Source organism: Geomonas subterranea (genome assembly GCF_019063845.1).
Lineage (GTDB): Bacteria > Desulfobacterota > Desulfuromonadia > Geobacterales > Geobacteraceae > Geomonas > Geomonas subterranea.
The window spans coordinates 62,074-75,169 of sequence record NZ_CP077683.1 but is presented as its reverse complement, the minus strand read 5'-3'; the positions used below and the strand labels follow the sequence as shown (position 1 = coordinate 75,169).

Annotated in this window: 11 protein-coding genes and 1 riboswitch; of the genes, 6 read left to right on the top strand and 5 right to left on the bottom strand. The window is 59.3% G+C overall.

Going from position 1 to position 13,096, the window contains the following annotated elements:
* Positions 1-31: 31 nt before the first annotated feature.
* On the bottom strand, positions 32-451 hold the full coding sequence (locus KP001_RS00335) for a response regulator (protein WP_217287624.1): 420 nt from the start codon (positions 449-451) through the stop codon (positions 32-34).
* 376 nt (positions 452-827) lie between these two features.
* Positions 828-2,237: a sigma-54-dependent transcriptional regulator gene (locus KP001_RS00330; protein WP_217287623.1), complete on the bottom strand. Its 1,410-nt coding sequence runs from the start codon at positions 2,235-2,237 to the stop codon at positions 828-830.
* A gap of 150 nt (positions 2,238-2,387) precedes the next feature.
* On the opposite strand from KP001_RS00330, the gene KP001_RS00325 reads away from it, so the two are divergent.
* From KP001_RS00325 to KP001_RS00310, 4 genes are all read left to right on the top strand, one after another.
* The gene (locus tag KP001_RS00325) at positions 2,388-5,009 is read left to right on the top strand and encodes a PAS domain S-box protein (protein WP_217287622.1); all 2,622 of its coding nucleotides are present in this window, start codon (positions 2,388-2,390) and stop codon (positions 5,007-5,009) included.
* Positions 5,010-5,131: 122 nt separating this feature from the next.
* A riboswitch (cyclic di-GMP riboswitch) is annotated at positions 5,132-5,208 on the top strand.
* Between the two features lie 70 nt (positions 5,209-5,278).
* Entirely contained in the window at positions 5,279-6,148 is an 870-nt protein-coding gene (locus tag KP001_RS00320) for a response regulator (RefSeq protein WP_217287621.1), read from the top strand.
* A gap of 431 nt (positions 6,149-6,579) precedes the next feature.
* Positions 6,580-6,957 (top strand): response regulator, encoded by a 378-nt coding sequence (locus KP001_RS00315; protein ID WP_217287620.1) that lies wholly within the window; start codon positions 6,580-6,582, stop codon positions 6,955-6,957.
* Positions 6,958-7,482: 525 nt separating this feature from the next.
* Entirely contained in the window at positions 7,483-8,652 is a 1,170-nt protein-coding gene (locus KP001_RS00310) for a tyrosine-type recombinase/integrase (RefSeq protein ID WP_217287619.1), read from the top strand.
* Here the strand turns inward: KP001_RS00310 and KP001_RS00305 are convergent, their stop codons facing one another.
* From KP001_RS00305 to traJ, 3 genes are all read right to left on the bottom strand, one after another.
* Positions 8,653-8,937: a helix-turn-helix transcriptional regulator gene (locus KP001_RS00305; RefSeq protein ID WP_217287618.1), complete on the bottom strand. Its 285-nt coding sequence runs from the start codon at positions 8,935-8,937 to the stop codon at positions 8,653-8,655. It lies immediately after the preceding gene.
* Positions 8,938-9,557: 620 nt separating this feature from the next.
* Positions 9,558-11,777 carry a TraI/MobA(P) family conjugative relaxase gene (traI, locus tag KP001_RS00300; protein ID WP_217287617.1) on the bottom strand — a complete coding sequence of 740 codons (2,220 nt, stop codon included), beginning with the start codon at positions 11,775-11,777 and terminating at the stop codon, positions 9,558-9,560.
* A gap of 28 nt (positions 11,778-11,805) precedes the next feature.
* The gene (gene traJ / locus KP001_RS00295) at positions 11,806-12,171 is read right to left on the bottom strand and encodes a conjugal transfer transcriptional regulator TraJ (RefSeq protein ID WP_217289517.1); all 366 of its coding nucleotides are present in this window, start codon (positions 12,169-12,171) and stop codon (positions 11,806-11,808) included.
* Between the two features lie 315 nt (positions 12,172-12,486).
* On the opposite strand from traJ, the gene KP001_RS00290 reads away from it, so the two are divergent.
* Both KP001_RS00290 and KP001_RS00285 read left to right on the top strand, forming a co-directional pair.
* Entirely contained in the window at positions 12,487-12,876 is a 390-nt protein-coding gene (locus KP001_RS00290) for a TraK family protein (protein WP_217287616.1), read from the top strand.
* Complete coding sequence (locus tag KP001_RS00285; RefSeq protein ID WP_217287615.1) at positions 12,876-13,064, top strand: hypothetical protein; 189 nt, start codon at positions 12,876-12,878, stop codon at positions 13,062-13,064. Before KP001_RS00290 ends, KP001_RS00285 begins: the two co-directional genes overlap by 1 nt.
* The last annotated feature ends 32 nt before the right edge of the window (positions 13,065-13,096 follow it).

The window sequence follows — 13,096 nt, the reverse complement described above, 5'->3', positions numbered from 1 at the left end:
GCCGGCCCGGGCCGGCGGCCGCGGCCGCTGGTTACAGGGTGTTGGCTGCGCGGCATTCCACGAACGTGGAAACCTCCGCCGGGGGGAGCTCGAGCTTGTCGATCATTTCGTGCAGCAGGGTGGGGTTGAAGGGTTTCTTCACATACCCCTTGGCCCCCAGCTGCAGCCCGCGGATCGTGTCCCCCTCCTTCCCTTCCGTGCTGATGATGACGACGGGGATCCTCTTGGTGATCCCCAGCGCGCCCGCCTTCTCCAGGAACTGCACCCCGTTCATCACCGGCATGTTGATGTCGAGCAGGATGAGCTGTATCCCCTGGTGCCTCTCCAGCAGGTCGAGCGCCTGCTGGCCGTCCATGGCGTCGATAATCTCGCATCCGTAACGGTTCAGAACCAGGCGGTACATCTTGTGGATCATTTCCGAATCATCGACCACCAGCACTTTCTTAAGCATCACGCACCTCGTTTTCCGTCCTTTCTCCATGACCTTGCCGGGCCGTACCGGTCGCGCCGAAGGGCGCGACGTAAGCGGCGCCTCTTTTAATGAGCGCACCCCGGGCTGCTCAGGCAAGGCAAGCGGCGTGCCAGCGTAAGAAAAAGGCCAAACGCCCTGTACACGGGGCTTGCATTACCGTCAGGGTGCGGGGGGGGCTTTTCGGTGCAGCAAGATTTCTTGACAAAACTGCGGAAGGATGCGGATTTCCCGCGATGGCGCATGGAGTTACAGACGCGAGCAAGAAAACTTGACAGGACAAGATTTCTTGCCCGCCGGAGGTGGCGTAGGAACGCGGAGGGCGTTGTTTTGAGAGGAAACGGGAGAAACCGCTACATTATTTTTTACTTATGCGCTGATTGAGGGCCTGGCGGCTGATACCCAGGAGTTCCGCGGCGGCCCTCTGGTTGCCGCCCGAGCGCTTGAGGGCGGCCTCTATGAGACTCTGGGTAAGCTGCGACAGGGTGGGGAATCCCGCGGAGAGGTTCAGCCACTCCCCCCCCTCGTCGGGATCCGGGGCCGCTGTCGGAAGTCCCACTCCGGTGGCGTCGCGGAAGGGAATAAGGGATAGCTTCCCCCTCTGGTGCCGGGTCACCACGTCGAAGACCAGGGCGCGCAGCTCCCTGATGTTACCGGGGAAGGCGTACCCCGCGAGGAGGCTCGGGAGCTCGTAGGGATACTCCGGGACCTCCTTGTGCAGCGTGCGCGCCGCCTCCTCGACGAAGGTCTCCAGGAGGATCGGGATGTCCTCGGTGCGCTCGCGCAGCGGGGGGATGTGCACCTGGTGCGCGCAGAGCCGGTAGTAAAGGTCGCGGCGAAAGCTCCCCCCGGCGATGGCGGCGGAAAGGTCGCGGTTGGTCGCCACCACCACCCGGGCCTGGTTCGCGGCAGGGAGGTCCGACCCCAGCGGGTAATACTCCCCCTCCTGCAGAAGGCGCAAAAGCTTCACCTGGGTGGCCGGGGACATCTCGCCGATCTCGTCGAGGAACAGGGTCCCCCCGGCGGCGCGGGCGATCATCCCGTCGCGCGCGTGGTCGGCGCCGGTGAAGGCGCCCTTTTTGTGTCCGAAGAGGGTGTCCGAGAAGACGTGGTCATCGACCCCGGCGCTGTTCACGGGGACGAACGGCCCCCGGCGCCCGCTCAACTCGTGCACGGCGCGGGCGATGAGCTCCTTCCCCACCCCGGTCTCCCCGGTGACGAGGACCGGCTGCTCGGTGGGGGCGACCGCCTCCAGGTAGCTGAAGATCGCCTTCATGCGCGGGCTTCTGGTCTTGATGGACGAGAAGGCCTCCTCGTTGGCGGGCCTGCCGGTGAGAAGCGACTCGCGCAGCGACTCGATCTCGCGCTGCATGGTGTTGCGGTCCAGCGCCTTCCTGACGCTGGTCACGAAACGGGTCGGGTCGACCGGCTTCACGATGTAATCGAAGGCCCCAAGCTTCATGCAGTCGATCGCCGTGTCGAGCTCGTTGGCCGCGGTGACGATGATCACCGGGATCCCCGGATAGCCGCAGCTCAGCTCTCCGAGCATCTCCTTGCCTGAGATGTGCGGCATCTGCAGGTCGAGGACGATCACCCCCGGCTCCTCCTCCGCCAAAAGCGGCAATAGCTGGCGGATGTCATCCAGCGTCCTCACCCGCCCAAGCCCCGCCTGCCGCAGCATGACCGATGATCCAAACAGTATCTGGGGCTCGTCGTCCACTAACAGGATCAGGTCCGCCGCGCCCTTCTTGCTTCCCAGAGCTGACATGTGCGCTCCACCGCGTTCGTTATCCAGTAATGCTTATAGTCAAATCAGTGTTTGCCACCTTATCGTCAAAATGTTAAAAGCAAAAGAGTTTTTTTAGTCCAATTTCCATGGCCGCTCCACAGCGGACCGGCCCCGTTCGTGAGGATCCCCGTGGCCACGCACCGGTTTCGCAGGATACTGTCGCTGCAGTCGACCTTTCTGGCCGTCATCCCCTTCCTGCTGGTCGTCTTTTTGAACCTCTTTCTGCTGCTGCCGCACATAAAGAGGGACGTGGAGTCGGGGCAGCGCGAAGTGGCGCGCGCCTTTGGCGTCGCACTGGACAACTACCTTTCCGCCGCACTCACCGACGTGAAGGCGGTAGCCGCCCTCCCCCTGCACAAGCCCGTCTACCTCGGGGACCTCCAGGAGATCCTCGACGCCGAGGTGGAATCCTCCTCGTCGCTCAACCTGCTCTACGTCGTGCTCCCCGACGGCCAGATCAAGTCAGCCGGTATCCGCAAGGACCACCGCCACACCGATCGGGACCACCGCACCATGGAACGGACCAGCCTCGCCCAGGAGGAGCTCTTCCGTGACACCCGCCGCTTCGGGAGCGCTCTGTGGTCCAACACCTTCGTTTCCGCCTTCGGCAAGGGAACCTCCGTGGCGGTGGCGGTCCCAAGCGGCGACCTCGTCGTCATAGGCGAGGTGGACCTGGCCAAGCTGGTCGGCTCCATGCACGACATCGTCGGGAGCACCGGCCATTCGATCATGCTGATCGACCACACCGGGCAGGTGATAGCAGGCCAGGGTAGCGCCTCCACCACACCTCCCCCTTTCATCGGTGACATCCCCCTGGTGCGCAAGGGGCTCCGCTCGGGGCAGCCCGTGAGCGGCGAGTTCAACCTCGAGGGGCGCGCGCTGGTCGGCACCATGATGAAATCCACCCATATCGGCTGGTACGTCCTGGTCGCCCAGCCGGTGCGCAGCGCCTACCGCTCGGTGGTCATAACCACCCACAACGTGGGAGCCGGAGCGCTTGCCGCCCTGCTGCTGGCCCTCCCCGCCTCGCTCTTTTTGGCCCGCCGCCTGTCGGGCCGCCTGGAAGAGCTGGCAACCTTCGCCCGTCGGGTGGCCGGCGGACAGAAATCCCCTCCCTGGCCCAAGGGGGAGATCGCCGAGGTGGAGCAGCTGGCGGGTGACCTGCAGAGCATGGCGGACGAGATCCGCTACCGGGAGCAGCAGCTCGTGGAGGGGGAGCGGCTGCTGCGCTCGGTCACTGACCACGCCTTGCACTACCAGGGGCTTCTCACCTGCGACGGAACCGTGGTCGACGCCAACCGCACGGCCCTCGCCCTGGTCGGAGCCCGCAAGGAGGAGGTCCTTGGCCTTCCCTACTGGGACACCCCCTGGTGGCGCCACGACGCGGAGCTGCGCGAGCGGGTGCGGGCCTCGGTAGCCACCGCCAGCCGGGGGACTCCCGACCGGTTCGAAACCACCCACCTGGACCAGGACGGGGAGGTGCGCCACGTCGACTTCTCCATCTCGCCGGTTAGGGACGAGGCGGGGGCGGTCGCCTACCTGGTTACCGAGGGGCGGGACATAACCGATTTCGCCCGGGCCAAGAGCGAGCTCAAGGAGAGCGAGGAGCGCTTCTACCAGGTCTTCGTGCAAAACGACGACCCGGTCATCCTCATGAAGCTGGAGACCCTGCAGGTGCTCGACGCCAACCCCGCGGCGCTTTCGCTCTATGGGCTGCGTCATGAGGACCTCCCCGGTCTGAGGTTCGACGCCCTGATCGACGCGGACGACCTGGAAAAGATCAGGGAGGAGTTCGCCCACCACCACACCTCGCAGGGGTTCCTGAAGCGGGCGGCAAGCTACAAGTCCGGGGGGGAGAAGATCATGATCTCCTTCCGCGGCACGAGGATCCGTCTCAAGGACGAGGAGATCCTCCTCTGCTCCATCCGCGACATCTCCGAAAAGCTGCGCCTGGAGCAGGAGATCCGGGCCACCCAGGCGAAGCTGATCCAGACCAACAAGATGACCTCCCTGGGGATGCTGGTCTCCAGCGTCGCCCACGAGATCAACAACCCCAACCACTGCATCTCCATAAACAACACCGTGCTGTCGCAGATCACCAGGGACTCGCTCTCCCGGCTGCGGGTGCTCAGGGAGGAGTACGGGAGCTTCAACCTGGGCGGATTCTCCTACGAGGAAGTCCTGGAGATGGTTCCGCAACTGCACGACGGGATCAGGGAAGGCGCGCTGCAGATCGACAAGATCGTGCGGGACATGAAGAACTTCACCAAGCCCGCCGCGTTGGACATGCAGGGGAGCATCAACGTGAACCGGTCGGTGGAAAGCGCTGCGACCATCCTGTGGCATCACATCCAGCGTCACACCGACAGCTACCGGATGGAACTGGCGCAGGACCTCCCCGAGGTCCAGGGGAGCCAGCAGCAGATCGACCAGGTGGTGGTCAACCTGGTGATGAACGCGCTGCAGTCGCTGCCCGACAAGAACAGCGGCGTCGTGGTGGCGACCTGGTACGATGCCGGAGCGGAGACGGTGAACCTGAGCGTCGAGGACCAGGGGGACGGGATGTCCGGGGAGGTGCTTTCGCGCCTTACCGAGCCGTTTTTCACCATGAGGATCGACAAGGGGGGGACCGGGCTGGGACTGTACATCTCCTCGTCCATCGTCAAGGAGCATGGCGGCACCCTGGAATTCGAATCGGAGCCCGGTCGCGGCACCAAGGCCACGGTCCGTCTCCCCGCGCGGCAGGGGTGAACACCCGCGTCCCCCTTTTTTGGGTAAAAATCAGCCGGTGGTGGTAGTTGTCAACTGTCAACGATCAATTGCCTTGACAAGGGGCGGCCTATGAGAGTAAGCAGTTGGGAAAAAATAATGATAGCCGACAATACTAAACCATTCGCGAGAATGGGGCGGAAAGCCTAAAGGGTCTCCACGAGACAGCCGGGATGCCGAAATATCACATGATATCGGTCCCGGCTTTTTTTACGTCCTGACGACGGAGCCAAGGGGGCCAAGGGGGGGGCATGGAGCTTTCACAGCGGGCGGCGCGATCAGGCGAGCCCTGCACCAGGAAGAAACTTGGGGAGATTTTCGTGGAGAGGGGGATCCTCTCCGCCTTGACCGTGGAGAGGCTCGTAGTCTATGCACGCAAGAAGGGAAAGCGGTTCGGCACCGTGCTGGAAGATCTGGAGCTTGTCACGCCTGACGAGTTGGCCCAGGCCCTGGCGCAACAGCACAACATGAAATTTCTCGGGGACTTCCACCGCTACAAGTATCCCGACGAACTCCTCAGGATGATCCCGGCCAAGAAGGCCATGGCGAACATGATCTTCCCGTTGAAGCTGAAAGAGGGCAAGTTCGCCGTCGCCATCAGCGACCCGACCCTTGCCGGGGTTCTGCGCGCCATGGAGGAAGAGCATGGAGTGTCCGTAGTGCCCTACGTGGCCACGGGGCGTGAAATAATGCTGGCCATCAAGGTGCACTACCTGAAATCGGTTCCGGCTGCGGCGACCGACAAGAAAAGCATCCTCATCGTCGATGATGACAAGGCGGTCAGTCAGTTCATCAGCACTTCCCTGAAGCGCAAGGGATACCACGTGGTCTGTGCCGACGACGGCATGGAAGCCTTCAAGGAGATCATGTCGAACCGTTTCAACCTGGTGATCACCGACAAGGAGATGCCCAAGCTGAACGGTTATGCCGTGCTGGAGAGCCTGCGGAGCTTTCCGGAAACGGCCAACGTACCGGTGATCCTGATCACCTCCACGGCCACCGTGGACGAAGAAGCCACCGCGCTGCGGCGCGGTTTTTTCGACTTCATCCCCAAGCCCCTGCGCGAGGCCACCCTCTCCGTCAAAGTCGAGCGCGCCCTGACCATGGCGGAAGAGTATTGACGGTGCCGAACCGGCAGGCAGCACTGAAAAGGTGCAACGGAGAATACCGTCCGGAGCGTCCCCAATAGGGTCGATGGTCGATTCCCTCCTGGAAATGTCACGAGTGAATAGAGCGGATCTGACGCTTAACGACATCAACCTGAGCGAGCTTGTGGCGCCTGTTCTTCAACCTCCTCTTTTCCTCATCTTTCATTGCTTGACATACTTCTGCCAGCCTACTAATGTCACCAGGTGCATAGGCTTTTCTCAAAGAGGGGACTTTGGCGGATGGGAAATCCGCCTTGGGAGTTTAGGAGATCACTTAAGCGCTGAGACACTGACCTCAATTGAGCTTTTTCGAAGATGGAGGTCAATCGTCCATAGACTCTCTGGCGATCAGCTAGTATAAAGGCCGTTGTAGTGATTATTTTTTAACGAACCATGAGGCCAGCATGAGGTGTAATGAAAAGCGTGAGACGATTTTGCTTGCGGATGATGAACCGGAAATAAGGGAGGTGCTTCGGGACCTCCTTATCTGCAACGGCTACACAGTGATTACGGCAAGCAATGGACAGGATGCGCTGGAAAAGTTCATCGAAAATACCGATGCGATAGAGTTGCTGGTGACAGACATCGTAATGCCCGGAAGGGACGGCATATCAAGTTACAACGAAATGAAGAAGATCAACCCCGGCATCAAGGTCATTTACATGACGGGGTTCCATGAAAGAATCCCACCGTCTGTTGACGCACTCCGGAAGCCTTTCCATCCATCACAACTGGTCCAACTGGTCAGATCGGTTTTGGGCAACGAGCCTGTGGATCAATAATTTCAGGTCTCCCGCCCTCCCCTTCCTAGTCTTCTACACGTCTATGGAGCCTGCTTGATCCGCTCGAAGGGCTCCCGCTCACCAAAAACCGCAGCGCTGTTTTTCTGGGGAAAATCTGCCGCACATCTACTCACTATTTCTTCGATGCTACCGCCATAGTGTCCCCAGTGTGGCAAAGTTTTGGGAGTATATAGGGATTGGCATAGGCGTGAACGTAAAAAAGGCTGCGATCTTGATTAGATAGCAGCCTCATTACAATAGCTGGTGCGAGAGAGGGGACTTGAACCCCTATACCTTGCGGTGCCAGATCCTAAGTCTGGTTTTTCACCATTTCACGCTGCATCAACGCGGCTCACCCCGCTTCATTACCGTAATGTAAGCGGTTGACATTGCGCAGTTTTACTGTTAAAAATTCATCAACACGCTTCATCCCACATCACCCCTTGCCAGCCCCAAAAAGGATGCAAAAAGGATGCAAAGGATGCAGGCATGAAACAGGGAGCTGCACCTCCCCGGAGAGTTATGATGAAGAAACAATTTACTGACAAGTATCTCCAAAGCATCAAGCCGGGGGAGAAGAAACAGATCATTCGTGAAAAAAGGGGCTTCTGCCTGCAGGTGCTGCCGTCGGGAACCAAGAGCTTCCTGTACATATACCTTTTCCAGGGGAAGAAGAAGAACCTCTACCTGGGCCAATACCCGTACGTGTCCCTGGCGGAGGCGAGGGTCAAGTACAACGAGGCCTACAATAAGGTGCAGATTGGTGAAGACCCCGCCTACGTCCCTCTCCCCCAAGAGGCAGAAGAGCCTGTCATCGCCACTTTCGGAGATTTCGCCGAACAGTACATCAAGTGGTCTGAGGCAAACCATGCCAAGGCCTGGTTTAAGACGGTCAAGATGTCGCTGGAGAACGATGTCCTCCCCACCTGGAAGGACCGCCCCATAACCGAAATAAGAAGACGCGATGCCATTGCCCTCCTGGAGCACGTAGCGACACGTGCACCGGGGCAGGCCAAAAACGTACATAAGGTGGCCAGAGGAGTTTTCGAGTACGCCATCCACCGAGAGCATCTGGAGGCGAACCCGATGCTGAAACTCAGCAAGGTGATTCCGTCCCTGAAGCCCGTCGTCAAGAAACGCATCCTGTCCGACAGTGAACTAAAGCAGTTGTGGAAGTCATTAGACGAAGGCACAGGGGACGAGAGGACCAAGGCTGCGATCAAGCTGGTGCTGGTGACCGCTCAGCGTCCTGGGGAGGTGGCCAGCCTGCACCGCAGCCAGATCGAGGGGAATTGGTGGACGCTGGGGAGCGCGGACACCAAGAACGAGGAAGCACACCGGGTCTATCTTGCTCCCCTGGCATTGGAGTTGATCGGGGACAGCGAGGGGTACATCTTCCCCTCGTACAGAACCGGAGATGCCGGGGAACCGTGCCCGATTGTGAGGCAAACCCTGTCCCAGCACGTGGCGAGTAGGAAGTACTTCAACCTCCCACAATGGACCCCTCATGACCTGAGGCGCACCGCCCGTACCGTAATGGCCCGGATAGGAATCCCGGAGGAGCACGCAGAGGCGATTCTCAACCACAAGAAGCAGGGAGTGGTGAAGGTTTACAACCTGCATCAGTACGCCAAGGAGAAGAAGGCGGCGATGCTGCTGTGGGAAGAGGAACTAAAACGTATCTTAGCAGACTAATCAAGGGTCCTTCCGCCCTCTCCCCGGGCGGTGCCCCAGCACTTCAACCTGCGGCACCACTCCCACAATGCTGCCTTTATTCGTGGCATCCGGACAGTGAATCGACACCGGCTCGCGACTCCTTAGCCACTCCTCGATTTCGGTCAGGTGCCACCCTACCAAGCCCTTGCCGAGCCTAAACCTCCGGGGGAACAGCCCTGCCCTTTCCATACGATATTGGGTTGCGGCGCTTACCCCTATCATCTCAAGGAGTTGCTTGCGCCGGATCACTTTATCCATGTCCATAGAAGCCTCCTAATGCTGGAATCAACCCCTAACGTGAGGCCGGCTTCATCGGGCGGCTGGTGGCGTTGATAGGCAATATATTTGATATCGGACACGGCTGCATCAAACTTTAGAAATAATTAACACCACCCATTAAGTAATACATCTGCTTTGGCAGAAGATCGGACGTTCGACCCCTCTCAGTATGACCACTGTTTGCCGCGAAGGGCTCCGCTCCAACGGCTCGCCCCCCTTTGTTGGGCTGCTCTGGTTTCCGGTCCTATTGAAGGGTGCATGGCTTGATGATGAGCGGTTGCGGAGGCGTTCTCCCGCAGAAGGGGAAGCGGAATACGGCGGGGCTTTAAGCCCTGACGGTTGTAGCGAGGGGGCGGCATCCGCTATTCGGGCCGGATGAGCAGCGCCGGCGGATAGACCACGACGAGCAGCCCGAGGCCAACCGTCACGGAGCCTCGCGGATGCTCCCGCGCAGCGCGGGCTGGCATCGGAATGCTGTGCGGAGAACCTGCTGGCAGTCTGCAGGCCCGCGACGAGAAGACCGCGGCACCGTGATTATCCTGCGGGTCTTGGGCCTTTTGGCCCTTCCCTGCAACTGCGGTCCCGCGGGTTGTTGAACCTGTCTTTTATATCTTCCGCGCTTTGGTTCTAGCGACGCGCCCTTTGGCCGTAACGGTGACGGTTTCGCCGATCGCCACACGCTTGAGCCGCTCGGCGGCGCTGGCGGCGACTCGCAGAACCAGGATCTCCTCGTCTCGTTTCAGAAGAATCAGGGTTTCCCCTTCCACCTGGCGGATTCCCGCGTAGGCGGCGGTGGTTCGCCCCTCTTGGTCGTAAAGCCGGTGTTTAGGCACACCTGAGGCTTTCAGTCGCATGGCCTCACGTTCGGCGACATACTTCTCCGCGGCGGCTTGGCCTACCGTCATCTCTCCTGGCCGAGGAATATCCCGTCGCACGCCGTGATCTGGTTTGGTTCCTTCTCGCCCTAAACGATTAGCAACATCGCGCGGCAGTAGCATTTGATCTCCGCTGGCGAGTTGAACCACACCAAGTTCGGACAGCTCTCGCAGACGGTTCTGGCTTTGGGGCGGTGGCTTTCGTCCAACGCCTCCAACATAGGGCTTATCGTAACGGGCAACGCCTCCCTCGGCTGTTGTTCCTCGGATGGTTCCCCTTGGATGGATTGCTGCAGCGGTGCATCCATGGCCGCCACTGCCGCGGCTATCATATCCTCCGTCGACTCCTGATCTTTCGCCGGCGGCTCGAGCGCCCGGTTGTTTGTCGTGTCCACTGGCTTCCTCCCTGAGGCCCCCCGATCCCAGCAGTTCCTGGCGGCGGCGCTCCAATGCGGCATCGTTAAAGGTAACGGACAGCTTGCCGACTGCGGCCGCCCGGACCACCTGTTCCTTGAAGGCCTCGGTACCGTTGACGGCGATGCAACTGCCATAGTGTTCTGACGCCAAGAGTAGAGCGCCTTGCAGCCCCTCCATGTTTGCCCCCCGTGAAACCTGGAGCCTTTCCCCGTCGTCGCGCACCGCAGTTGAGCCGACGTGATAGATGATCGTCCCCTTCTTGGTGATGCAGTCCAGCTCTGCCGTTAGCGGCGCATGCTTACTGCCGCCCTTGCCGGTTATGGTGTCCCCCTTCAGGCCGGTTGCCGCCTCGCAAGCGCGCAAAGCGGCCAGCGCCTCTAGGTCTCCTTTGACGGCCTTCGCTCTTAGCCAGTCGGCCCATGTGAGCTGTTTATATTTGCCCTTGATGGCCACCCGTTCTGCGAGGCATCGCCTTTTGATCTTCAGGATCTCGACCTTAAGCGTTCTGTTGATTACGCCGTACAGCACTTTCTTGCTTATCTTGGAACAGTTGATGACTTTTACTGCGTCCCGTTTGTACTGCGCTATTTTCCTGACCGATTCGATGTGCCGATTTTTGCGCTCCGTTGCGGCGGCCCCTTCGGTTTTACAGGCCGTAGCTGCTGCTTCCATATCGGAAGTGTATCTGCGGAATAACTTTGTTGTGTCGCCCCAAAAGCGCACCGGCCGTGCCTCATACTGCCGACCGTGCTGTCTTTTCGTGACGTCTGCCGGCTGGAAATCCCCCAAGCGACGTACGAGCCTCATTTTCGATAGTTCCATCGCCACAGAACTGGCTTTAACGCCGATACCTGAGCCGTTAGTGATGACGAGTCCGTTACCCTTTTCCCGAAGTTCGAGGCCGTTGCGGCCCAGTATCGTATGCAGTTCCCCCCAGCTTCGTGCATTCTTCAGTTGGTCGGCACATTCGCGCTGGATCCAGCCCAACAGGCTTTGCACCCCGGCCTGCCGCTCCATGTCGGCAGCCCGGTCTTGACTCCCCGTTTTTCCGACCTGATGATTGTCGGCTTGGAGGTGGTACTCCTGTTCCAATCTCTTGCAGAGGATTCCCAACGTCCAGTGGTCGTTATAGGGATCACGAATCGTGTAGAGGGTCGGGTGAATCTTGTTGATGGCGATGTGAAAATGCAGGTTGTCCGTGTCGGGGTGCACGACACAGATACGCTGATGGTTGTCGTAGCCCAAACCCTCGCAGATACGAGTCTCAATGGCCTTGAGGGTTGCCCCATCCGGCTGTTCATCGGCCCGGAAGCTGACGATGACGTGATAGGTTTTGTCCGCTTTCGCTCGGGTGTTTTGCGCCTGTGTGTTTAGAACTTCTGTGATCGCGACTTGCCAGCCTTCCGACTGGCAATTGGTGGCCCACACATTTCCAATACGTTCATGTTTGCCCTGGCCGTCGGTGAGATACTCCACCAAGGCACCAAAATCGCTCTTGCGGATGGACCTCATGGGTACTTTTTTGGCTATCACGACGGTCTCGTATTTCAGCCGCTAAAATTCACCGACCGGGCCTTTGCATGACCACAGTCTGCATGATCCTGTGCATCTGATCGCGGGTGTCTTCTATCTTTGTGAGGAGGGCTCGGACAAGCCTCTCCCCGTATTGCGCAGCACGCGGGTCATCGGCAAGCCAAAGTTTCAGAAGCCCCCCTAAACGGCCTAGATCACCGTTGATGCGTACCAGTTCTTCAACCGCCTTGTGGTCCAGAATGCTGCGGACCTGGTAGCCCAAACCCACGTTCCGCAGGAACACGGCGACGGGAAGGCCGGTGGAAGCCGCCATCTTCTTGATGGCAGCCTCTTCGTCCGGCAGCACAGGAACGCGCAGCCGCTTTCTACGTGTTGGTCTCTTTTCTTTCGTAATTTTGACCTCTTGGATGGCGGTAGCCGTCCGCCTCGCAGAGCAGGATACCCGTTGAGCGCACAGCGCGAATAAGGGGTGGTGAAGGGGGGCGACCGGCTTGCCGGGTGGCCACCTTCACCTATCCTGCCCTGCTCCGAGCAACGATTTCCTCAATACGACTTTCGACCACGTCGCAATTTTACCCTGATTTTCCAAGAATTTGAGCTGATCAATAAAAATCTTCCAACAATATGGTAAGATTTCGAAAAATATCGCTCAATACACAGAATATGGAATAAGTAACCTTCCAATCGCGGAAAATCTCGGTCCGACACCATGAACAAAACCATCTCCGATCGATTAGCGGCCAAGGCTGTCGGCAAAAAGCCCCTCGCCTCCAATAGAAATCAAAACCGGGCCATCTTCCTGGCCCTGCGCCAGGAAATCATACAGGCACTCGGCGATGGTTGGTCTATCAAGAGTATCTGGGGAATCCTGTACGAAGAGGGGAAAGTGGCCTTCGGCTATGCTGCTTTCTGGAACTACACGAAGAGCCTGATCCAGACTCCGCCTGGCCGCCCCATGGAACAACCTGCTAATGAACGCGGCAGCACAGGCGACGCAAGCAAAACCGCGAAGCCCGCGACGGCCGCTCCGGAGAAGGAGACACCTGAGATAAAGGGCTTCACCTTTAATCCTTCAGCAAACAAGGAGGACCTATACTAATGGCCAAACTCCACATCGCCCTGCAGGGGAAGGGGGGCGACGGCAAAGGCCGAGGTAGGCTGAACGTCAAAGATGTAGGGAAGAACGGGAAAATGCAGGAGAAGCCTGGCGGCGCCGCATGTTGCTGCCTCAGCTGTCGTTTCGAAAAACAAAATCAGGAAACACCCGATGATCCGGCCCCGGCATAGGGCCAACATCCTTGCCTTCCTCTCGCATTATG